General features: G+C 35.0%; 23 protein-coding genes. 3 read left to right on the forward strand and 20 right to left on the reverse strand.

Translation table 11 applies throughout. The features are described 5' to 3' along the window. Positions 1-21: 21 nt before the first annotated feature. The 15 genes from C406_RS0117165 to C406_RS0117240 all read right to left on the reverse strand — a co-directional run bounded on the left by C406_RS0117165 (position 22) and on the right by C406_RS0117240 (position 14,690). Positions 22-1,491, reverse strand: coding sequence for an aldehyde dehydrogenase (locus C406_RS0117165; RefSeq protein ID WP_017381891.1), 1,470 nt, complete (start codon positions 1,489-1,491; stop codon positions 22-24). A gap of 11 nt (positions 1,492-1,502) precedes the next feature. Next, positions 1,503-1,952 carry a RidA family protein gene (locus C406_RS0117170; protein WP_017381892.1) on the reverse strand — a complete coding sequence of 150 codons (450 nt, stop codon included), beginning with the start codon at positions 1,950-1,952 and terminating at the stop codon, positions 1,503-1,505. Beyond that, positions 1,949-2,965, reverse strand: coding sequence for an amidohydrolase family protein (locus C406_RS0117175; RefSeq protein WP_017381893.1), 1,017 nt, complete (start codon positions 2,963-2,965; stop codon positions 1,949-1,951). Before C406_RS0117175 ends, C406_RS0117170 begins: the two co-directional genes overlap by 4 nt. Beyond that, positions 2,956-3,501, reverse strand: a complete 546-nt coding sequence (locus C406_RS0117180; RefSeq protein WP_017381894.1) for a 3-hydroxyanthranilate 3,4-dioxygenase — start codon at positions 3,499-3,501, stop codon at positions 2,956-2,958. The genes C406_RS0117175 and C406_RS0117180 overlap by 10 nt, the downstream gene beginning before the upstream one ends. Before the next feature lie 102 nt (positions 3,502-3,603). Further along, positions 3,604-5,088: a 4-hydroxyphenylacetate 3-hydroxylase family protein gene (locus tag C406_RS0117185; RefSeq protein ID WP_017381895.1), complete on the reverse strand. Its 1,485-nt coding sequence runs from the start codon at positions 5,086-5,088 to the stop codon at positions 3,604-3,606. Positions 5,089-5,106: 18 nt separating this feature from the next. Beyond that, positions 5,107-5,592: a flavin reductase family protein gene (locus C406_RS0117190; protein ID WP_017381896.1), complete on the reverse strand. Its 486-nt coding sequence runs from the start codon at positions 5,590-5,592 to the stop codon at positions 5,107-5,109. A 286-nt stretch (positions 5,593-5,878) separates the two neighbouring features. Then, positions 5,879-7,138 (reverse strand): TRAP transporter large permease subunit, encoded by a 1,260-nt coding sequence (locus C406_RS0117195; protein ID WP_017381897.1) that lies wholly within the window; start codon positions 7,136-7,138, stop codon positions 5,879-5,881. A 17-nt stretch (positions 7,139-7,155) separates the two neighbouring features. Next, complete coding sequence (locus C406_RS0117200) at positions 7,156-7,641, reverse strand: TRAP transporter small permease (protein ID WP_017381898.1); 486 nt, start codon at positions 7,639-7,641, stop codon at positions 7,156-7,158. Between the two features lie 14 nt (positions 7,642-7,655). Continuing rightward, the gene (locus C406_RS0117205; protein WP_017381899.1) at positions 7,656-8,684 is read right to left on the reverse strand and encodes a TRAP transporter substrate-binding protein; all 1,029 of its coding nucleotides are present in this window, start codon (positions 8,682-8,684) and stop codon (positions 7,656-7,658) included. A gap of 340 nt (positions 8,685-9,024) precedes the next feature. After that, a complete protein-coding gene (locus C406_RS0117210) occupies positions 9,025-9,771 on the reverse strand; it encodes an IclR family transcriptional regulator (protein ID WP_017381900.1) in 747 nt (248 codons plus the stop codon). 934 nt (positions 9,772-10,705) lie between these two features. Then, positions 10,706-11,413: a M48 family metallopeptidase gene (locus tag C406_RS0117215; protein WP_017381901.1), complete on the reverse strand. Its 708-nt coding sequence runs from the start codon at positions 11,411-11,413 to the stop codon at positions 10,706-10,708. 334 nt (positions 11,414-11,747) lie between these two features. Beyond that, positions 11,748-12,083, reverse strand: coding sequence for a hypothetical protein (locus C406_RS0117220; RefSeq protein WP_017381902.1), 336 nt, complete (start codon positions 12,081-12,083; stop codon positions 11,748-11,750). Between the two features lie 173 nt (positions 12,084-12,256). Further along, on the reverse strand, positions 12,257-13,459 hold the full coding sequence (locus C406_RS0117225; protein ID WP_017381903.1) for an MFS transporter: 1,203 nt from the start codon (positions 13,457-13,459) through the stop codon (positions 12,257-12,259). A 324-nt stretch (positions 13,460-13,783) separates the two neighbouring features. After that, positions 13,784-14,233, reverse strand: coding sequence for a hypothetical protein (locus tag C406_RS0117230; RefSeq protein ID WP_017381904.1), 450 nt, complete (start codon positions 14,231-14,233; stop codon positions 13,784-13,786). 256 nt (positions 14,234-14,489) lie between these two features. Further along, complete coding sequence (locus C406_RS0117240; protein WP_017381906.1) at positions 14,490-14,690, reverse strand: hypothetical protein; 201 nt, start codon at positions 14,688-14,690, stop codon at positions 14,490-14,492. A 1,264-nt stretch (positions 14,691-15,954) separates the two neighbouring features. Between C406_RS0117240 and C406_RS19730 the strand changes: the two genes are divergently transcribed. Continuing rightward, a complete protein-coding gene (locus tag C406_RS19730; RefSeq protein WP_017381907.1) occupies positions 15,955-16,956 on the forward strand; it encodes a cell wall-binding repeat-containing protein in 1,002 nt (333 codons plus the stop codon). Positions 16,957-17,122: 166 nt separating this feature from the next. Here C406_RS19730 and C406_RS0117250 read toward each other — a convergent pair whose 3' ends face one another. The 4 genes from C406_RS0117250 to C406_RS0117260 form a co-directional block, all read right to left on the reverse strand. Next, positions 17,123-17,392 (reverse strand): SunI/YnzG family protein, encoded by a 270-nt coding sequence (locus C406_RS0117250; RefSeq protein WP_017381908.1) that lies wholly within the window; start codon positions 17,390-17,392, stop codon positions 17,123-17,125. 223 nt (positions 17,393-17,615) lie between these two features. Continuing rightward, positions 17,616-18,032, reverse strand: a complete 417-nt coding sequence (locus C406_RS19980) for a hypothetical protein (protein ID WP_017381909.1) — start codon at positions 18,030-18,032, stop codon at positions 17,616-17,618. A gap of 26 nt (positions 18,033-18,058) precedes the next feature. After that, complete coding sequence (locus tag C406_RS19735; protein WP_017381910.1) at positions 18,059-18,430, reverse strand: SMI1/KNR4 family protein; 372 nt, start codon at positions 18,428-18,430, stop codon at positions 18,059-18,061. A 278-nt stretch (positions 18,431-18,708) separates the two neighbouring features. Continuing rightward, positions 18,709-19,221: an ankyrin repeat domain-containing protein gene (locus tag C406_RS0117260; protein ID WP_017381911.1), complete on the reverse strand. Its 513-nt coding sequence runs from the start codon at positions 19,219-19,221 to the stop codon at positions 18,709-18,711. Positions 19,222-19,365: 144 nt separating this feature from the next. Between C406_RS0117260 and C406_RS20590 the strand changes: the two genes are divergently transcribed. Next, on the forward strand, positions 19,366-19,512 hold the full coding sequence (locus C406_RS20590) for a hypothetical protein (RefSeq protein WP_017381912.1): 147 nt from the start codon (positions 19,366-19,368) through the stop codon (positions 19,510-19,512). A 1,237-nt stretch (positions 19,513-20,749) separates the two neighbouring features. On the opposite strand, the gene C406_RS0117275 is transcribed toward C406_RS20590, so the two are convergent. Next, the gene (locus tag C406_RS0117275; RefSeq protein WP_017381914.1) at positions 20,750-21,328 is read right to left on the reverse strand and encodes a CBO0543 family protein; all 579 of its coding nucleotides are present in this window, start codon (positions 21,326-21,328) and stop codon (positions 20,750-20,752) included. 591 nt (positions 21,329-21,919) lie between these two features. Between C406_RS0117275 and C406_RS0117280 the strand changes: the two genes are divergently transcribed. Beyond that, positions 21,920-22,102 carry a hypothetical protein gene (locus C406_RS0117280; protein ID WP_017381915.1) on the forward strand — a complete coding sequence of 61 codons (183 nt, stop codon included), beginning with the start codon at positions 21,920-21,922 and terminating at the stop codon, positions 22,100-22,102. The last annotated feature ends 305 nt before the right edge of the window (positions 22,103-22,407 follow it).

Consider the following 22,407-nt stretch of genomic DNA (forward strand, 5'->3'; position numbering starts at 1 on the left):
ATGCCACCTTTTATTTGTTTATTATTTTTTTAAGGTAATCGTTTTTGCTTCTGTATAAAAGTCAAAACTATGTCGTCCACCCTCGCGTCCAATACCACTTGCTTTTGCACCGCCAAATGGTGTGCGTAAATCACGAATATACCAACAATTCACCCATAGCAAACCAGCATGAATAAGTGAGGTGACACGTTGCCCTCGTCGCAAATCATTCGTCCATACTACGCCTGCTAATCCATAGATAGAATCATTTGCGATGTCAATCGCATCTTCCTCCGTTTTAAATGGAATAATCACTGGCACTGGACCGAAAATTTCTTCTTGAGCTACTCGCATTTTATTATCAACATCATATAAAACAGTAGGTTCATAGAAATTGCCTTCTGGAAGATTTGCTACAACCTTCCCTCCATAGGCAAGTTTCGCCCCTTCTTCAAGACCAATTTGTACGTAGTCATCAACAGCCTTCAGATGACCACGAGATACAAGAGCTCCCATGTCTGTTGACTCATCAGTAGGATCACCGACTTTAATTTTCTTTACAGCGTCTACAAACTTGTCTAAGAAAAGATCATAAATACTTTCTTGTACGAGAATTCGTGAACCCGCTAAACAAATTTCGCCTTGATTACGATAAATCGCTTCGATTGATCCAGTTACAGCTTCATCCAAATCTGCATCGTCAAATATGATATTTGCAGATTTTCCACCAAGCTCTAGTGAAACTGGTATCAAGTTCTCAGCAGCATTTCGCATGACGGTTTTCCCAGTTGTTGACTCACCTACAAATGATATTCTACGAATAGAAGGATTCATACACATTTCAGTTCCAACAGTACTTCCTGGTCCTGTTAAAATATTTAATACACCTGGTGGTAATCCTGCTTCATTTGCAATCTCACCTAACATAACAGCACTTAATGGAGTATAGGATGCGGGTTTAACCACAACTGTATTTCCGGCTGCTAAAGCTGCGGAAGCTTTCCAGGTCAATTGCATAAAAGGTAAATTCCACGGAATAATTAAACTAGTAACACCCGCAGGCGCATATTGAACATATGACATATGCTTACTCATATCGTAGTGTTCATGCACCATATATTTCGCCATTTCAGCAAAAAAACGGAAGTTGGAAGCAGCACGGGGGATATCAAACCCACGACTTTCTTTTATGGGCTTGCCTACATCTAACGTTTCAACATAGGCAAGTTTATCAACATTCTCCATGATTAAATCCGCCATTTTACACAATATCCTTGATCTTTCTTCGATAGACATCTTACTCCAAACGCCACTTGCAAATGTTCGCTGAGCAACATCAATGGCCCATTTTGCATCTTCTTTACCACCATTAGCGACAGTGGCCAACTTTCTATTCGTTGCTGGATTAATCGTGTCGAAGGTTTCTCCGGATAGAGATTCAACATATTTCCCATCAATAAAAAGTTTTGCATCCTGGATAGTTCTCTTTTCATCTATCACCTCATTAGTCACTGGAGTTCCTCCTAATCTTCTATCTCAATAATCATCTCTATTTCGATTGCTGTATTATTTGGTAATTGAGCCATTCCTACTGCTGAACGTCCATGTTTGCCTTTATCTCCAAAAACATTCCCAATCAAATCAGATGCACCATTCATGACTGCAGGAAGTTCAATAAATTCTTCCGTGCAATTAACCATGCCCAGAATTTTAACAAACTGTTTAACCTTACTTAATTCACCAATTTCGTCCTTAACTACTCTAAGTAAATTAAGCATTGATTGTTGAGCTGCTAAGTACCCCTCATCTGTTGTTAATTCTCTACCCAGTTTCCCATGGTATTGATCAACACCCTGTCCTGCGGTAAATAAAAGATTTCCTGTTCTTACACAGCTAACATAACTTCCCCATGCTGGTCGTATGGGAGGGAGTGTCAAGCCTAATTCTGTCAATTTCTCTTCTGGAGTGCTCATCGTTTAACCACTTCTTTTACTTTAATGTTTAAGAAATCAAGTGCGTTTTTCCCTAGAATAGCTGATTTCTGTTCGCTAGATAGTGCGAGCGTGTCATCGATCACCTTACCAGGAGGAATCTCTCTTAATAAAAACGGGTAATCAGAACCCATGACAATTTTTTCATAGCCAAAGCTATCTACTAGAAATTTCAATGTCAACGGGTCATAGTTCAGAGAATCAAAGTAAAAGTTCTTAGCATAATAACTTGGTGGTTCTTTCGTTGCCCTTAAGTGCGGCCAAACTTTCCACCCTTGATCCAAACGTGGAAGGATATAAGGAAAAGATCCACCACCATGGGCAAAACAAATTTTTAAAAGAGGGAACTTTTCCATTACACCACCGCTAATCAAACTTGCAGCGGCCAAGGCAGTTTCACTTGGCATGCCAACAGTGTACATAAAATTATGTCTAGGCATTCGTTCTGTTCCTAATGTTTCCCAAGGGTGAACGAACAATGGGACTTCCCACTTCTCAGCCATTTCAAAAAACGCTGTAAAGGACGGGTCATCTAAGTTTTTACCATTAATATTCGTCCCGATTTCTATACCTTTTAACCCTAACTCATGCATACAACGATCCATTTCTCTGATTGATGCCTCTACATCTTGTAAAGGAACAGTTCCTAATCCAATAAACCGTTCAGGATATTGTTTAACGGTATTACTTATAAAGTCATTTTGGATTTTCGACATTTCTTCTGCTGCTTCTGCTTCAGCCCAATAGGAGAAAGTTACCGGAATAGGGGATAACACTTGAATATCGACACCCTCTTCATCCATATCACGAATCCTTCTTTCCGGGCTCCAAACTTGATCAGTCACCTCACGAAATACTTTGCCAGCAACCATAATATTTGCACCACAAGAACAGGTCTTTTCTAAAGTCGGCCAACGGGCTCCACCATATTTTTGTGTAAATTCTGGTATTTCCTCCGGTATGATATGTGTATGAAAGTCTACTCTTATTTCCATAGTCCTACTTCCTCTGACATGACGTGACCACACTTCTCACATGTACGAAGTTCCTCACTACTATTGAATTCTTCAATTGCGCCTTTTACTTGCTTCTCAATGTCAGTTAATTGAACACGGTTTACATGCATTTTATAATTACACTCATCACAGAACCATACAAAATCTTCTAGCTCGCCTTGAGCACGTTTACGTTCAATTACTAAACCATACGTATCAGCAACCCGATGTGGAGAATGTGGAACCATTGCTGGTAACATGAACACTTCGCCCTCTTTTACTGTAACAACTTCGCGATTTCCATCATTATTAATCACTTCAACAAAGCAGTCCCCTTTAATCTGATAAAAAAATTCATCTGAAGGGTCTACATGGAAATCACGGCGTTTATTTGGACCACCCAGTATCATACAAATAAATTCGGAATCTTCCCAAAGAACCTTATTATTAACTGGTGGTTTAAGATGACCTTTATTTTCCTCAATCCAACCCAATAAATTAAACGCTTTTAACTGTGTCATTGTAGATTTTGTCATTTCGTATAACCTCCACTTTTTTAGTTATGTTACATGTACATAATCCTAATCACATGACTACTTTATGAACGACAGAAATACAAAATTCTCTTAGTAAGAAAATCAATTTGGGACTGTTGTTTTCGCCATTTCTAATGAATCACGAAGAGCTTTTTCCACCATTGGATAGGTTGGATTATTCCGTTTATGTGCATTATAAAACATGGCCATTTTGCGAATTGGATCACCTGAGTAATAGCGCTCATACTGGACTAATCTTTGTCCGAATGCTTCTCCACAAAGATCCCATGCTAATTTAAATAGTCGTACACGTTCATCAGCTGATACACCTTCGCGTCCTATATAATATTTGTTCATATCCTCTGTTAAGTCTGGATGAGCAAAGTCTGCGCCTGTAGGTGACATTAAGAGTCCGCCAGCACCAATCGTTTGCAAAATCTCAATTGCTCTTGGGTACAATTTAGGTAGTATTCCTCGAATGGTTTCTAATGGTACGATTGACGGAATTGCTTCACCATGTGGCGTCATGACATACTCATATTCAGAAATACGAACCAGTGCCCTAATCGACTCTACACCTTGTAAAAGTTCAGCTAATTGGTTTTGGACATTTAAGAAACCATCAACACCAACAGCGTCTGCTACTGAACATGCGACTTCCGTAGCAAATGAAATTTTCACAAGACCTCTAATACCCGATTGATGAGAAGGCTGTAAATTTATTCCTGTTTTAGGATAGAGTAAGTTACCAGCTTCTACATTTTGATTAATAAATACGCGATCCCATGGAACTAAAACGTCATTAAATACGAGTAATGCATCCATTTCTTCAAATCTTGATGCCAGTGGATGATCCCATGTTGACCTCGTTCCATTTTGAGTTTCTTCACGACATAAAATCCGAAGTCCTGGTGTATCAATCGGAAGAGCAAATGCAATTGCATACTTTTCATCTCCCGGTTTAAAGCTCGGATAAGAATAAATAATGACTTCATCAGTAAGTGGTGCAAGTGTAGCTAGCATTTTAGATCCTCTTACAATTAAACCTTCTTCAGTCTCTCTAACTACTCCTAAGTGTGTGAACGTATCTTCCTGTTGATTTGAAGCTTTACTTCGATCATTTTGAGGATTAATAATGGCATGTGTTAAAAAGAAATCGTTATCTCTTATATATTTGTAGTAATTGACAATATTATCTCCCCACCTCTCCCCATACTCTCTGAAGAACCAGTCATTTGATGCCATTGCAGTTACTACCGTTCCTAGGAAATCTGGTGTTCTCCCCATCAAACCGAATGTTGCTTGTGCCCACACTTCAAATAGTTGTCTTCTTGCTTTCAAGTCCTCACCATTTCGCGGGACTAAGTATGCATTGTTTACACGTTCACCTGTTTCTTCACATACATGCGTAATTTTTTCTTGATACAAAGGGTCATGCTGCAAATCAAATAGTCTAGCAAGTTCATTTATTGGTTGTTTAAAGATTGGCTCCTGTGTTAAATCTAGTATTTTTCTTCCGCCTAACCAAACCTCTGGTTGACGTGATTTTAACGCCTGAATATATTCGGCTCCAGTTCTAATTCCCATCTTCCATTCCCCCAATATTTAAATGTTAACAGCAGCTTGGCTAATTGTTTTTTTTATGAATTTCCCTCTAAAAAAGAGAAGACCATCTGCATCGCCATATGAAAAATCTTCTACTTTCCCTAAGTACAAAACATGATCCCCACCTTCGTATTCTGCCCAGGATGTACATTCAAATGTTGCCAGAGCATCTTTTAGACGAGGAACTCTATTTGTATCCTCTTGCCACTCAACGACGAGATTCTCATCTGGTCGACCAGCAAATTGCCAAGCATATGATTCTTGATATTCAGATAAAACATTAATTGCAAATGAACGGTTTTTTAAGGCACTACAAGCTTTTGCATTTTTAGCAATTGAAACGAGCACAAGAGCGGGCTCTAAGGAAACAGAAGTAAACGAGTTCACCGTAATACCATGTTTTTCACCTAGATCATCTTTCCAAGTAACGACCGTAACTCCAGTTGCAAATTGTCCAAAGCAATTTCTTAATTCTCTAACATCCATATTTATCCAACCTCTCTTTACTTCGTAATGTACACATAATATAGCGAAGATAATTTTTAGGCTCAATACGAATATTTCATAATATGAAATATACAGAATATTAATTTAATTTATAAGGATTTAAATTAGACAAGCTAGAAATATACAAGTATATGTATGTGCGAACATTGATCAGAAAATATACATGAAAAAAGAGTCACTACCAGTGACTCTTTCTCTTGTAAGTATTATGTTGTATAAAAAAGATAGTGATTCTCATATTGAGGCTTATGCAATTCACTCAACACTAATCTTTATAAAGGTTTGGAATCCACATGACAGCGTCTTCCCAAAAAGTAAGTATGAGTAGGACAATAATAGCCATACCTAAAAACGGCATGATTGCTATTACTAGATTTTCGAACTTTACTTTTGCAATGGAAGAAACTATAAATAAACCAGTTCCAACGGGAGGAGTGAGTAATCCAATTGTTAAGTTAATACATATAATGACGCCAAAATGAACAGGATCTATTTGATAGATCACGAGTAAAGGCATAAGGACTGGCACTAAAATAATTAATGCTGCAATACCATCTAAAACTGTTCCGATTAGAAGCAAGAAAATGTTTACTAATAGCAAGAAAACTAATGGATTTTCAGATAGTCCAAGCATTGATTCTGCGACTAACTGTGGAATTTGTTCATAGGCAATGATAAACCCGAATAAATTTGCTGTAACGATTAAAAATGTGATAGTCGCTGTATTGATTACTGTGTTTAATAATATATCTGGTAGATTTTTCAATTTTAGCTCTCGGTATACAAAGCCAATAATAAAAGCAATCACACAAGCAATTGCGGCTGATTCAGTCGGAGTGAACACGCCACCTAAAATTCCATAAATAATTGTAAATGGAATAAGCATAGCCGGCATTACTCGAAAGAAGGATCTCATTAGTGTGTTTAAAGATGCTCTTTCACTTTTAGGGAATTGTTGTTTATGATTCATCATTCCAATAATAATAATAAACCCAAAACCTAACATGAAACCTGGTACTATGCCCGCCATAAACAGATCAGCAATCGATGCACCTGTTAACGTTCCATAAATGATAAACAACATACTAGGTGGAATTACTGGAGCTACAATAGAGGAGGCTAATGTTATCGCAGAAGAAAACTCGCGTGAATAACCTTCCTTTTCCATTTCTGGAACCATCACTTTGCTCATCATGGCAGCTTGTGCATTTGCTGAACCTAAAATGGAAGCAAGGAACATATTTGCAATGACTGCTACATATGCCAATCCACCTCGGTAATGACCAATGAAAACTTTAGCAAAGGCTACTAATCTCTTGGTAATACCCCCACCATTCATCAGCTCACCAGCCAACATAAATAAAGGAATGGCCAGCAATCCAAAGTTGTCTAACCCGGAAAACATTTTTTGTGGTGCTGAACTCATCAATGTCGTTAAATCAGTTAATAATAAATACGAAAGTGAAGTAATTGCTAACACAAGTGATATTGGAATTCCGATGAGTAAGAACACTATAAATAACACAATAACTACAATGGTTTCTATAGTGGTTCACCGCCTTGCTGTTTAGACTTAAAGGTCTTAATGAGATTATTAATCAAATGGATGAACGCAAAAGTTAGCCCAACTGGAACAGAAAGATACGGAATCCACATTGGAATTCGCATCGAAGTAGATTTTTGATGTGAGACTGAAATCACCCATTCATAGCTTAAATATAACAACATAGCCATGAAAACTAAGATGATGGTATAAGAGATGATTTCAAGAATTTTTTTACTTTTGAATGATAATCGATCTACCAAAAACGTAATGGAGGCCTGGGACTTATATTTAAGTCCCAAGCTCCCCCCAATAAATGTAATCCACGCCATCATAAATATACTTGCTTCATTTGCCCAAAAAAGAGGAGCATGGAAAAAGTAACGAAATACAACAGCAGCTGCAATCACTAGAGTCATTGCAGCGATTAGAATCATAGCAATAACTTTTTCAACCGATTCGATCCATCCGCTAACTGTATTCATAAACGAAAATCCTCCTACTTACGAAAAGTATCAATAAACTCTTTAATTAAAGGGTCTTTCGCTTTATATTCTTCATCAAATTTCTCCATATACGATTTAAATAATGATTTGTCCATTTCGTAAAGTTCCATTCCACGTTCTCTTAATGTTTCCATGTATTCCTCTTCTAATGAAGAACGTTTCATCGTTGCATATTCAGAAGCAGCAGCCATAGATTCACGAATAATTTTTTGATCTTCTTCAGGCATTGCATCAAATTTCTCAGCGTTCGCAATCATAACTGATGGCCAAACCATATGATTGGTCAGCGCACCAAACCCTGTTACTTCATTAAAATTTGAAGTAACTGCTGCGTCTAAATCCATTTCCATTCCATCAATAACTCCCGTTTGAGCGGCTTGATATACATCAGGTAATGAAATTGACTCCGGATTAACTCCAAGATATCTGTACCAGTCTTGTAAAGCAGGACTTGGTGTTACGCGTAATGTTAAACCTTTCATTTCCTCTGGTGTCTCAATCTTTTCTCTGAACATCATCGTTCTATTTCCTGAGAAGAAATAATTCATTGCTCTCAAGCCATCGTCATCAAGAGTTGCTAGAATTTTCTTAGCAACTTCTGTGTCTTTAGCTTCAAATGCATCCTCATAAGAATCAAATAAGTAAGGCGCGAACCAAGCACTAAATGCATCTGATTTTGACGTTAAAAAAGCAGTAGTTATGAATGCGAAGTCTAAAGAACCTGTTTCAAGTTGTTGAACCATATCAGGTTCTCCACCTAATTGACCTCCTGGATATAATTCCATCTTCATTCTTCCGTCAGACCGTTCCTCTAATTCTTCAGCAAATTTTTTGGCTGCATCATTCCAAATATGATCGGGTGGAGCAATGTGAGCTAGTTTAAAATTATAAGTCTGTCCCTCACTCTTTGCATCCCCAGAAACCGCCTTTGTATCTCCTCCATCACTATCAGTACACGCACTTAAAACTAGCATCATCACCAACATTAATATACTCATGTAAAAACTTTTTTTATTTTTCAACTGTCTACACCCCTTTTTAATATTTTATAAGTTATTTGTGAAAACATTTGAATCTACTTATTTACACATGTAGTTTTACTAAAGTAGTATATTCACTTTTTGTAAAAAAATAGAATCTCCTTCAAAATCAAAACTCATGATTTAAAAATATTTATTTAAAAATTCAGTTAATTAACGATACAATTGCACCTCCTATTTATCGCTAGTACACGATTGATTAATAAATTCTCATGAATGCCGATTTTTCCTAATAGCATTTATACTACTGTTTATAATGGAGTGGAGTTTAAAAAACACCCATCTTATTTCACATAATGAAACTTCCACTATAATTTAGAAATTAAACTTCAATGTACCCTAATTCTTGTGAGATTGATTGCGCTGTATTCATTACACTTTGAATAATTTTAGCTCGATTAATACCAGCCATATAGGAAACGGCACCTACTAAATTTACAGCAGCAATCGTTTTTCCTGAATATGAAAGAATAGGTGCGGCAATAGCATAGGTTCCTGTGGAATTTTCATTGTTACTGATTGAGTATCCAATTTTCCGAACCATTTCTAAATCCATTTTCAATTTACTAATGTCTGTAATGGTATTTGGAGCTTGCTTTAATAAGCCTCTACTTATCGTTTCTTGCAAATAAGAAGAATTATATGACAGCAAAACTTTTCCTGTACTTGTAGCGTAAGCAGGCTTCCTTGAACCTATATATGTGTGGATGGGTGAAGCTTCATGAGAGGATACCTTCAAGACAAAAACTACTTCGCCTTTGTCAAACATACCAATATGAGCTGTCCCTATAAATCTATGAATTAATTCCTTCACTAAAGGAATAGCTTTGTCATAAATATCTTGCTGAAACATCACGTTATTGTTCCACTCAAGTAATTTCCAACCCAGTCGATATCTCCTTTTTTCATCTCTTATAAGTACTCCCTCACTACAAAGTGTGCTAACTAAATGATGAGTAGTAGCGGAGTTCATACCCAGTTTATTAGCAATCTCAGCATTTCCTAAAACAGGTTCTTCACTGGAAAAACAACTTATAATTTGACATGCCTTTCTAACGGATTCAATCACTATAAATTCATCTCCCTGACAGTATATTTCCTACCAAATGCTGTCGACCAAATCTCTTGATTCTTATAAACTTTAGGGTCCGTACGTGAATGTAAGCGTTCTCAATGTTGACCAGAATATGCTTTTGCTAATAAACATAGTACTTGAACATGGAATTGATATAAGTGGATTGAAAATTCAGTTATTAGGATAAGGTTAGCTCTAAGATACTGAAGTCTCACTAAGTATTCAATATGGAAATTTCATAATGTGAAACTTGAACATCTTTGTTTAAAATTCATTTCATCTATATCACCCCATAACTACAGACTATTCCACAATTCACAGGGAAAACCCTTTAATAAATAAACTATACTAATAACTAACCTCATTTTTTATTATAAGGATAATCCTCCGTCACACATTAAGGCCGTTCAACTGTCGATTAAGCAGCTTGATCGTTCATTTTATTAAAAACTAATGTTCGTTTAGTTTTGTAAGTATTTATAGATAGGACTTTTTAACAATCTAAATAAGAATATAAATGACGGAGAGTATATGGCAGATAGAATGTTTTTACTAATAACCGTATTAAAATCTGTCATTTTCATCAGTAAAAGGTACCTAAGATATAAGCAATCATTTATAGTGAAAAGTAAACAACCTCTCCAACACGGAGAGGTTGTTTTTAGTGGTCTTGATTTCTCTATTAGAGTGACGATAATTAGGTGAAAATTGGTTAGTTACCCCAATAGGAGAAACAAGGTACCTAAATAAAAGTAAAAGGGGTTTATTCAGATAAGTAACTGACTCAACCAAGTGAAAATTAGTGCTTCCTAATGAAAATGTGTGTTTCTTGACTTGATTGCATGCTTTTCTTGCTATGGTTTTAAAATGATCTTAATACTTTCATCTTCATCTACAGAAAGTTTGTTTCTAACCCAGGACATCGTTTTTAAACAGTCATTTTCCAACTTGATAACGATAACCATTTTTCCTGTTCCTTAAAATTGGGACTCATCTTCCCAACAAGACGCCAGAAGGAACGATCGTGATTTAGATGGACCATATGGCACATTTCATGTACAACGACATAGTCAATCACCTCAAGTGGCGCCATTGCCAGCCTCCAATTAAATGTTAATTGCAGTTGTGAATCACAGGTTCCCCAGTTTGCTTTACTATCAGTTATGCGGATAGAACGCGGTTTTACCTTAAAATCGCTTTGATATTTTCTGATACTCTTCTCTATTAAAGCTTTACAGCGTTGATAATAAAATCGTTTTAAGGCTTGTTTAATTTTTTCATCCTCCAATTGTTTCACAACTATACGTAAGATGCCCTCTTCAAAAACGACATGGTCTTTCTTGATAGTAGTATCTTGAGAAATTTGAATCGGGTATGTTTTTCCTAAATAAAGAAAGGTCTCACCATGATGATAGTCTCTCTCCTTTGGCCCAAGCATTCTTTCTTTCATTTCCTTTGATTTTTGCTGAATCTGATTCCAATTTTGCTCGATTAATTGAATCACTATTTTATCGGATGTCCCTTTAGGAGCCTGGACTTCCACATATCCATAGGCGTCTATCTGAACACCCATGGATGCCCGCTTTTTGTAATTGATCTCAAATTGTATGGTTTCACCTAAGTATGTATGTCTCATTTAATCACCTGTAGTAGCGGTTTCATTCGCTTATCCTCGTATTTTAATTGTTAATCTATTATTTATAAGCCATTGATTCTGGTTTTCATTTTCAGCGACTGCTCATTCATTATTAAAACCTTTTAGACGGCGAAAAATGTCCCATTCGTAATTCGTATTTACCTTATCAATATAACATATGACACTATTAAGACTTATTTAGTAATCCTTACTACATTAGACTATGTAGTAAGGCTAATTAAAGTTGTTTACATACAAATCAGGTAGATACTAAATTTATTTAATTTGGAGTAAAAATCTTTAAATAAACACCCGTTATTGGAATACCGGCAAACTATCCCACATATTTGAGAATTAACTGATATAATGCTATGCCAAGTCCTAAAATACTTGCTTTCATTTTAGATGAATGGTATCTTTCGCTGCGAAATAAGTAAAGAAAAACTAACATAAATCCCAATGGAAACCATAGCTGAAAGTCACCTTCTTTTGTACTGCGCGAATAAATTGGAGTAATGTAAGTGCTGATTATAAAATAAAGAAAAACCGTAAAGCGTCGTGTTTCTAATTGCTTGCTCCACCTTACTAAAAAGAAAATAATAATTATTGCGATAATTGTGATGTGTAAAGGGGGTAGCATAATAGCACCGTTCCCAAATTTAAATTCCATTCAGAATCACCCTCCTTTTTTAATAATGTATCATCATTTATGATAAAATTCGGTACACTTACATTTGAAACCATACTTCCACTGTAAATAGTCGACTTCATGTTACTTAATTACTCAATAAGAAAGCTGCCATGTAAAGGCAGCCGTTTAATCAAACTAAAATATAAATTATCTTACTCAACAATTTTTCTAAACAAATTCCTATTTTTAATTGCCATGATACTAACCACTGCGAGTAAAACCCCGGAAAGCACAAAAACACTACGAACTCCGAAATAATCAGAAAGAATTCCCATCGTCAGAGAGGCAATTCCGAATGCACCAGTTCCAATAGTGCCAAGAGACGTATATACGGTTGCCAATTGTTCTTTTGGTACGCTTGTTTGAACTAATGTTTGTTGAGGAATGTTTTTTAATTGTCCAAAAAGCCCAATTAAGGCAGATAAAATCAATGCGATTACAGGGAAACTCGTTAACCCGAATACAATCGTTAAAAGGCAAGTCATAAAAGCTCCTGTAATAATAAAAACATGACGATTTCGATCTACATATAAGTCAAACTTAATACAGATTAAACTCCCTAACACTAACCCAACAAAAAACGAACTGTTTAGTAAACCCCAGTACTCCTCTGCATTTAATGCCTGTTCAACATAGACTAATAATATTGCTGCTATCCAAACTGAGCCCGCGAGTGTTTCAAAAAACTCCATTTGTGCAACCGTTTTTAAAACAGGTGTTCCTTTAATCGTTTGCCATCCTTGTGTTAATAGTCTCCACTTTTTCTCTTGCTTCTCTACTTTGTGTTCCACACTTTTTAACAAACTCAAAATAATGCTCGAAAAAACAAATAGCACAGTCACCAGCCATATTAGTAAGTTTGGATTCAACACAATCAATAACAAACTCCCAAAAAACCACGTTCCTATTTGAATGGACTGGCTAATTGTTTCTGCTATTCCGTTTGCTTTAACTAAACTTTCTTCTTTCACATAATAAGGAATTAAAGTCTGCCTTATTGGATTGGCACAACCATCAAGAAAAGCAATCCCTGCGATTAATATAAATATAAAGGTAAAGTTACTTAAATCTATACCTGTCGTCAAAAAAGTACCTAAACCAAATAATATAACGGTTTTCCCTATTTGCGAAACAATCAATAAATGTTTTAAATTAAACTTTCCAATTAGCAGTGGCGTTAAAATACTTGAAATAAACATAGAAAAAGTAATGGTAAATGGAACGAAAGCAGCTGCGGTTGCAGACTCGGTTAAACTATAAATAACGCTAATAACACCGACAATGTATAACACATCACCTACATTGGCAAGCGACTGACCAAGCATTAAAAAAATAAAATTACGATTTGAATTCAAATTAATCCCCCACTTCTAAATTTTCTTTAGAAACAAGGGAATTAAATTGGACTAGTAGACATAAAAATTTTCTCCTTTTATATATGCACTATGACAAAAATCTTTGGGGGATATATCAAGACTTATCATTTTTTGCATATGGATTTTCTTCTGAAAACCATTCAACTTTCCTTATTTTAACATATATAACTTTGAATTTGTGGTATTTTTAAGTCCATCTGAACGAGTCAAAAGCAAAAATGACTAGTACAAATTCATTTTCAACTTGATTTATTGACTACTTCCCAAACTGATCAAACCAAAGGAGCGACAACGCCGATGGTTTTAATTCAATTTCTTATTCTTTTTTCCTCTTATTATGATCTCATAAGGTATTTCTTCGATTACTAATTCTTTTCTTTTAAGTTTAATTATCTCTTGTACATATTTTTCTATTTCATTTACTTTTTTATTGGAATTCCACCACTTAGATTTGTCCAAATCTGTTTTGATAATAATCTGTAAAGGTTCTGGGTGGAAGGAATAGGCAAATCCTTTATATTCCTCAAACTTTTTATCTGTTTCCTCCCTTATGGTCGTGAAAATCGGATGCCATTTTTCATCTCTACTATCATTTTCACTTTTTCTATTTACTTTAACATCAAAATTTATATTTGTTTTTGATGAAATTGCATCAGCTACAAGTTTACTAATTTCACCCTTCACTGCATGATAATATTCTTTTGTTCCTTCAATTCTTATCTCAATAATAGATGTAGTTGGGTCAATACTCACTGAACTAAATTGATAATTTTTTTCATCTAATAATTCTGACGTTATTTTTATTGTTTCAGTTAATAGCTCCGTTTGTTTTTTTCTTCCCTACTCACTTCAACTGGTATATCTAAAATTTCGAATTTAACTTCGACATCCTCTAACTTTATTTCCTTAGAAACATCATGTATTAATGATTTTATTACTTTTTCATGATTAGCTAAAAATTCTTCATCCTTGACCAGAACTCTAAGCAAGCGTTCTTCATGAGTGTAACTTAATGATGCTTCTCCGTATCCATTTTTTGAAATTCATGACTAACTTTAGTCAATAACACTTCTATCTTTTGATGTTCTTTCTTGGTTTCTTCCATACTTTCAGCTAATGGCTTTTCACTCTCATTAAAATTACTGATCAAAACAAAAAAGGCAATAATACAAGCAACTGTCCCTAATAAAATTAGCAACTTCTTGTTCATTTTCATCCTCCAGAAAAATGATTTATTTAACATTAGTATGCTTGTATTAACCTTTATACAACATATCTTTTTATCAATATATCAGTTTCTTTAGCCACTATTTAAAGAAAAAATCCACACGCTTCTGTAACCGAACCTTTTAGAACAAGATTTATGTAAGGTTTTCGGCTCGCTATGGACGGCGAGTGTGCGTCCGTCGCTCGCCTACAACCTAAACGTACATAGGTCTTTAATCTCGGTTTACTAGTGAATGCTCACTTACTGCCTAGAAAGGGATCGACCGAAGATACAATTTCGGCCGATTGTTACTAACTTTAAATGATCTGTCTGCGTTATTTGAAAGAAGGGTTTGGCACACTATAAAGTTTGCAAAATTCTATATTATAGCTTTAAAGAGAAAGATAAACGGCGGCAGACGAACGATTTCAGTAGGAGTTCAAGGCAGAACGCAGTGATGCTTGGCAACCCTGGACATTCGCTGCGCCTGATCCCTTGGAGGTAGATATTTTAAAGAAGCAGCCAGATATTCGCTAATAAAAGGATACATACTATATGACCATTAGAAAATCTCGTCAAAGAAAAAAGGCGTAGTTACTAATTAAGTAAACTATATGTATGCCATGTTGAAATTCGCTGGATGTGGTTTTTTCCCTTTGATCTTTGATAATTGAATGTTCTATGCCGCCACACACAGCCGGATTCTATCTAGGTCTGAAAAAAAAAATGGAATTAAAGAGACTTTAAAGGTAGTAGAAATCGGCCGAAATTGTATCTTCGGCCGATTGGTTTTTTATAGAAGTAAATTCAAGGGAGACTCCATCTCAATAGCTAGTCAACTTGTTTCATGAGACGAATTTTGAGGGTCTCTATTGATTATAAAAATTTATCGGCCAATCTGAGGATTTATCGGCCAAACACGTCTCACAGCCTAGTTAACTTGCTGATACAGCTATTATTAAATTGACGAATTTTATTAAAAACACCTTCACTCACAGAAAAAAGGCATTGTAAAAGCTAGCGGGAATTATGGCCATGGCTCCTTGCATCTGCATACCAATGATGCTACATCATATCCCAGTCTATGTATTTGCTACATGAGATCCATCCGCAAAAGTAGGTTGACATTACACCCCGATTAGGAAGTAAATGAAGGGGCACGTCGGTGGAAAAATAGTTTGAAAACTAACTCGAAAATTATTGTTAAATTAAGGAGATTCTCTTATAATTAAAAAGTATCAATTATAATACAGAATGGGGAAAGAGTATGAAATATTGGAAGTTAGTAGTAACAACTGCACTTGCGACAACAATGGCGTTTAGTCCATTGGCTTCAACGTTTACGGTAGAAGCGGCAACACTTACGGGGGATAATTCGCTTCGTATTGCGGGAAAAGATCGCTATGAAACGAGTTTAGAGATTTCTAGAGAAGGTTGGGAAAATGGCGAAGCACAAACAGTTGTAGTAGCAACGGGCTCTGATTTTCCAGATGCACTAGCTGCAACACCACTTGCGAGCTCGTATATGTCTCCTCTATTATTATCTCGAAAAGATTCACTTCCATCAGGTTTTGCGAATGAGCTGAAGCGATTAGGAACGAAGCACGTGATTTTAGTCGGTGGAACAGTTGCGTTATCTGATAATGTGAAAAAGCAAATTCAAATTTTGGGTATTACAACAGAACGTATCAGCGGAAAGACACGTTATGAAACTGCAGTAAATATTGCCAAAGAAGTCGGCGTTACAGACACGTTATATGTAGCAACTGGTGCAAATTTTGCAGATTCATTATCCATTTCTTCTTTAGCTGGTTATTATGAAGATCCAATTCTATTAGTACCACCAACGGGTATACCAACAGTGGTGTCTGATTTTATTAAAGCAAACCCAGTTGATTTGTCTTTAATCATTGGTGGAGAGAAAGCAGTTCCATCTTCAGTTGAAGATTTGTTTGCAGATCCAATTCGGATTTCTGGACAGACTCGATATGATACGAATAAAGCATTCAATGATTTCGCCTTAGAATCAGGTTTGATGGAGGACCCATCTCTCATGTTCATTGCAACAGGGACTAATTATCCAGATGCTTTATCTGGTAGTGCTTTTGCATCACTTTTTCCAAGTCCGATTGTTTTAACAGCACCAAAGCCTACAGTCGCATCTAAGACACAAGTTTCGGAATATGAGACAGAAGACTCGTTCTACTTAATCCTAGGTGGCGAAATTGCTGTATCGAAAGACACATTAGCTAAATTATTTGCTAAGTAATTAATATATCCAACACCCATTCTACGTAATGGGTGTTTTTTAATTAGATTAACTTCCCGCTTTGGACTGACTTGATCAACTTCAGTCAAAAGTTAAGCTACGGGAGAGATTGGGAGGGTTAAAAAAACCGAATGCGAGAAAACGCCAACGGTTTTTGATAGTCTATTTATTTAAATGAATTGATGTACGAGTTAAGTTTTTTTTGTATCGATATATAGTTGGTTGTAAATAAGATATATGTGTTTTCGTTTGTGATGATAACTACTCTATCTGTTGTGCCATACGGCATTCCAATTCTTATTGCCTGTTTTTCTTTTCCGCCATAAGTGTCATCTGTGGTAACTGTTAAAATATCAGATATTGGAATTGTTATCTTTGATAATAGCCATCTAATCACGATATCAGAATTAACTTTCTTTACAAATATCTCAAACAAAATATCCCTCCTTACTATTAATTAACTTATTTTAACATATTTAGATAATCTGTGCGTAAACCATCGATTCACATATTCAACTGGATTGCATCTCGTATATACAGTAGGTTGATATAACAACCTGTTTAGGAAGTATTCATCAAGATTAATTTAAAAAAGACTACCTTGTAAAAGGCAGCCGGTTCTTCAACTAAGCACGAAGTTAGTTGAATTTACTACAACCCTAGATGTTAAGTCTACTTGTTAATAATTTCAAGCTGTACAAGGCAAAATCTTTAACATCCTTATTTTTACTAGCAGAAAATTCTTTTAGAACTTCCATTAAATAATCATCTTTTATTATCCCCTTATTTTCACCTTCAGCACAGCATGATAAGAAAAGTAATAAATTAAAATGAACTTTAGCTTTTTCGTGCTTTCTCATTTTTTCAACCAAGTATCTTATTAAATCGTTATTGGTAGAAAGGATTTCTCCTAGCAACCTATCTATTTCTTTTGGTTTTCCGTTTACTATCACAAGATCAATTTTAGTGTAGTAGTCAATGATTTGCTGTTCAGACAGTGAAGCAAATATATCTATGTCCTCTTCTTCAATTTCTTCAACCAGTCCATTTATAAACTGCTCAAAATCTTTTGCCAATTTAATCTCTTGGTTTGCCTCAACATCTATGAAAATGAGGGGGTTTTTTTGGTTCTATAATCCAAACAAATAAACATAGGTGCATCTACTGAAATAATCAATAATTTTTTACTCCGTATCCCCCATTCTTTACGTAAATAAATACTATCTAATAATCCCGGATTTTCCCCTATCCCATATAAAAAATCTATATGTACAGAGTTGTTGGCCCACCCATTGGAGACAATTGTAGGGTAGTATTTCTTTTTTAAATAAAATCCATTTCTTTTTGTCATTAAACTAATATATGACTCGGGTAATTCCAGCTTTAATTCTTGTTGAATTTTACTTATTGTTTCTAGATTAACTTCACCTTTAAAATATTCATCTAATTCTTCTTCCCACAAATCTAAATTCATTTACAACTCTCCTTAACAAACCGACTTATAATTCACATCAACCAAAATATACCAAAATTTATTTGTGGATGCAAACTGCGCTTTAGTTAAAGATCACTTCCACACGTGAGTGTATGCCTTCTGCATAACCAGTTGACTTAACACCAGGATGAGGGAGTACACGACTTTTTTACTTAAGAAAAAAGCAATACTTAACGTCATTAACGTTAAATACTACTTCCTGAAATACTGTATATAATCCCCTCGTTAGTCGAATAAGAAATAAGTTTACAATATAACTATTCTGCACCTTGCTCTCTTAGAAAAATAGTGACTTCCTCATTTCCATACTCTTTTGCATATGAGAGAGCAGTATTTCCATCGTCGTCTTTCGAATTAATTTCCGCACTTCTTTGAACGAGCAATTCGACGGTTTCTAGGTGGTCGTAACAACTAGCAATTATCAAGGGTGTAGTATCGTCATCTGACTTAATATCAATCTCCGCCCCGTTATCTAGAAGATATTCAACGATTTCTACATTTCCATCTGCAGCAGCTTGATATAGAGGTGAAAACCCATATTCGTCTTTTGTATTAATATTAGCTCCTGAGGATTGAAGGAATTGGATGATATCTAGATGACCTTCCTGCGTCGCCCATCGAATAGCCGTAAATCCATCTTCATCTGATTTATTAACATCTATTCCAGAACGGATTAACCGCTTTACCTTATCCAATCGACCATAACAAATAGCCCATACCATTTCTTCTCTATACCTCTTTGCTATTTTCATTCTAATTCTTCTTTTCATCATATGACCTCCTATTTATATTAAGTTGCATTTATAGTTATTTAATATAGGAAAAACAAAAACCTGTGAAACTTAAAAAGAAGTGAAAAAGAAATTCTGTTTTACATAAATTAACTAAGAGATGTGTTCATAGGTGAAAAAATCATGATTTTTATTTTAACTTGGGTTCTTGTATTTCTTGTAGTAAATGCAATTAAATCAAATAATAATCGATTCGAGAAAAAATTTCTTGAGGTTGGTTATAAAGAAGTCAATAATGCTTTGGAAGAGAGTGAATTGCGTTTGGGATGATAAACACGTGGGTCATTTTGTTGTGCATTAGCCAGGGTTGGCGATAAATTAGCAAATACTAAAATTGATAATAGCAACAAGAACAGAATTCTCCCTAAATTTATTTTATTAAACTTTTTTTATAAATCATAGTTAATAGAGTGATAAATGCACCTATTAAAAAAACGGCTCAAATTAAATGAATGATTTGATTGCCTTGTTCTCCTAAATTATTACTAGTTATACTGACCATTATACCGCCAATTAATATGGAAAATACTAAAGCTATTTTTCTCATAATTGTAATCTCCCTTTTAACTATTTAAATATTAAGAATTATTATAGTAACACAATGTTAAAGATTAGTTGAAGAAGATACTGGATGTTCAATGTGCAAAACATGATTCGTTTGCGCAACTGGCTTGTATCGCGTATACATCACAGATTGTCATAACACCACGATTGGGAAGTATTCAATTAGGTTCATAAGAAAGATTGCCATGTAAAAGGCAGCTTGTTCTTCAACTAACCAGTTAGTTGAAGAACCTCTCGAATAACTCCTCTTCATCAAGATGTTCATAGCCTTCTTAAGGCAATCTTGCGGCGGGTATGCGTCCGTCTCTCGCCTTCAGCCTTCACGTGAATAGGTCTTTGATTTTGGTTTACTAGTGAATGGTCAATTATTGCCTAAAAAGGAATGTGCCGAAGATACAATTTCGGCCCATTTCTGCTAGTTTTAAAGTGCGGGCAATTCCATTTTCTATTGAGCTTGATAGCAGGGTTTCGCATGCTACATAGGTTGTAAAACCTTGTCTTGACGCTTTATTGAAAGAAAAGATGAACAGCTCGCATTTAGAAATGAAAATAAATTTGATGATTTTTATAACATTTGTTCAAGAACATAATAGACAAGAATAAATGATGAAAACATTTGAATTCAATATTCGTCCTGTTAAAGGGGATATAATAGATGACCCGGGATTTCATTCTGGATTTTACAATGGATATGAGATTGTAATTATTCATACAAGAGAACAAAAAAGCGAGAAACTCTTATCACTCTAAGAGTTTCTCACTTTTTTGTTTTCACTTTTTAAGTGAAAACAATCCCTAACTTTGATATGTTTTAATTACGACAAAAAAACAAAAAAGTTGAGGGATCCTATATGTACAAACACAAAGTGAACTTTAATTTCAGAATCCTAGTCATTTTGTAGTTTATTATTAGCAGACAATCTATTCCGTGAATAATTTGGGGCTAAGTTTTATTTTCATATTGCTTTTGTTGCAACCATACAAACAGGTTTGTAATGAGTTTAGATACAATAAGAAATATCATGTAAAATAAGAATAGGTGTAAATAGTTTATTCCCTTATACATGTGGAAAAAGTCTAAAGAAACAAGAATTGGTTTAAAGATAAAAGCAAAAAAGCCAGACAATAGTAACGAGTACAGGTAAATATTTTTATCATGTTTCAGTGTCCATTGGTATAACAAGATATAACTAACAGGAACTAATGCGGCATCTAAGGCAAAGCTTGGTAAAAAGGGTATCATTTGATAAGGGTATTCCCACAAACCCATTCTAATACCAATTGCATTTGTATAATGAAACCAGACATGATAATTAAGTCCGAAAAAACCAAGAAGCAAAATATTTTTTTTATCAATTAAAATAAATAATACAACTAGAGATACAATCATCATCACTATTATGAACCAGAGTTGCCAGGTATCAAAGCCTGAAAAGGTTTGCCAATGCTTTATCTGTAATTGGGTTAGTCCTTCTTCCAAAGATCTAATTTGACTTAAATCTTTCGATTGTTTTTCCTGCATATAAAACCCACCTCAAAATTTAGTATTTATCAAGTAATTTAACCATATTATTGTTTACCTATACTGCACCTATGTAAATAAGGAATATTATTTAAAATTGATGGCGTTGTTTGTTCTATAATCATTCAAGATTATAGGTGGAAAATTGACGAATTTAGAACCAGAAAGGATCTTATTCTAACGATAACAAGTAAAAACACCCGATCTATAGTAGTCGTTCCCACCTAAAATTCGCAATAACCAATATATACCAAACTTTATTTTTGGATGCAAACTGCGCTTTAGTTAAAGATCACTTCCACACGTGAGTGTATGCCTTATGCATAACCAGTTGACTTAACAACTGGATGAGGAATTAGTTAACTTCATGCGTGTTCAACTAAAGCACCTTCGGATATAATGTTTCGAACATCTATTGCGCTTGTTACATATGGTGCTATCATCCATTTTCTTGTTGGAACTAACGGCAGGTTAATTCAATAAAAAAATAGTGTAAATATATCCAATTAAGATATTTTTATCTTTAAACGCATGTTATGCTTTAAGATATTAATTTTCTGAATTTTAAAACTGACTAAAGGGAGTGAAAATTTGAAAACATCAACTGTCTTATTAATCCTAATTGTTTTAATGCACCTCGTCACGCTTACTAATATTACCTTTTTCAATGGGGATTGGAATGGACTAGCTCTATGGTTAAATACAGGTTTATTTATAGCAGCGATAGCCTTCTATTCAATGGGTAAAACAAAAAACAAAAAGCCTGTAAGTTGAACTATAAAAATACTTATTGAAATGACGGATACTTAGGCTAAAGATTCCGCTGCCTTTCATGGCTGCTTTTCAAAGGGATGTGATTTTACATGATGCTATTTAATATTATGAGCCTCGTATTAACCATAATTATTATTGGGTTTGGGCTTTATTTTTTATTTTTCAAGAAAGCTACAAATAGATATAGTACTGTACTTGGATATTCCTATTTGGTTGCTGGAGCTATTGGTTTATTTGTAACAATGTCCCTGTGGTGAGTCTTTCCATCACTTTACGAAGCTTTTTTGTCAGTGCTTATATATTTA

This window comes from Paenisporosarcina sp. TG-14, from assembly GCF_000297555.1.
In the GTDB taxonomy this organism is placed as follows: Bacteria; Bacillota; Bacilli; order Bacillales_A; family Planococcaceae; genus Paenisporosarcina; species Paenisporosarcina antarctica.

Excerpts from the sequence above, each read along its gene's own strand:
- C406_RS19735 (WP_017381910.1), bottom strand. The coding sequence starts at position 18,430 with ATGAATTTAGATTTGTGGGAAGAAGAATTAGATGAATATTTTAAAGGT.
- C406_RS0117240 (WP_017381906.1), bottom strand. The coding sequence starts at position 14,690 with ATGAACAAGAAGTTGCTAATTTTATTAGGGACAGTTGCTTGTATTATT.
- C406_RS0117190 (WP_017381896.1), bottom strand. The coding sequence starts at position 5,592 with ATGGATGTTAGAGAATTAAGAAATTGCTTTGGACAATTTGCAACTGGA.
- C406_RS0117170 (WP_017381892.1), bottom strand. The coding sequence starts at position 1,952 with ATGAGCACTCCAGAAGAGAAATTGACAGAATTAGGCTTGACACTCCCT.
- C406_RS19730 (WP_017381907.1), top strand. The coding sequence starts at position 15,955 with ATGAAATATTGGAAGTTAGTAGTAACAACTGCACTTGCGACAACAATG.
- C406_RS0117275 (WP_017381914.1), bottom strand. The coding sequence starts at position 21,328 with ATGCAGGAAAAACAATCGAAAGATTTAAGTCAAATTAGATCTTTGGAA.
- C406_RS0117185 (WP_017381895.1), bottom strand. The coding sequence starts at position 5,088 with ATGGGAATTAGAACTGGAGCCGAATATATTCAGGCGTTAAAATCACGT.
- C406_RS0117260 (WP_017381911.1), bottom strand. The coding sequence starts at position 19,221 with ATGAAAAGAAGAATTAGAATGAAAATAGCAAAGAGGTATAGAGAAGAA.
- C406_RS0117215 (WP_017381901.1), bottom strand. The coding sequence starts at position 11,413 with ATGAGACATACATACTTAGGTGAAACCATACAATTTGAGATCAATTAC.
- C406_RS0117200 (WP_017381898.1), bottom strand. The coding sequence starts at position 7,641 with ATGAATACAGTTAGCGGATGGATCGAATCGGTTGAAAAAGTTATTGCT.
- C406_RS0117180 (WP_017381894.1), bottom strand. The coding sequence starts at position 3,501 with ATGACAAAATCTACAATGACACAGTTAAAAGCGTTTAATTTATTGGGT.
- C406_RS20590 (WP_017381912.1), top strand. The coding sequence starts at position 19,366 with ATGATTTTTATTTTAACTTGGGTTCTTGTATTTCTTGTAGTAAATGCA.
- C406_RS0117220 (WP_017381902.1), bottom strand. The coding sequence starts at position 12,083 with ATGGAATTTAAATTTGGGAACGGTGCTATTATGCTACCCCCTTTACAC.
- C406_RS0117175 (WP_017381893.1), bottom strand. The coding sequence starts at position 2,965 with ATGGAAATAAGAGTAGACTTTCATACACATATCATACCGGAGGAAATA.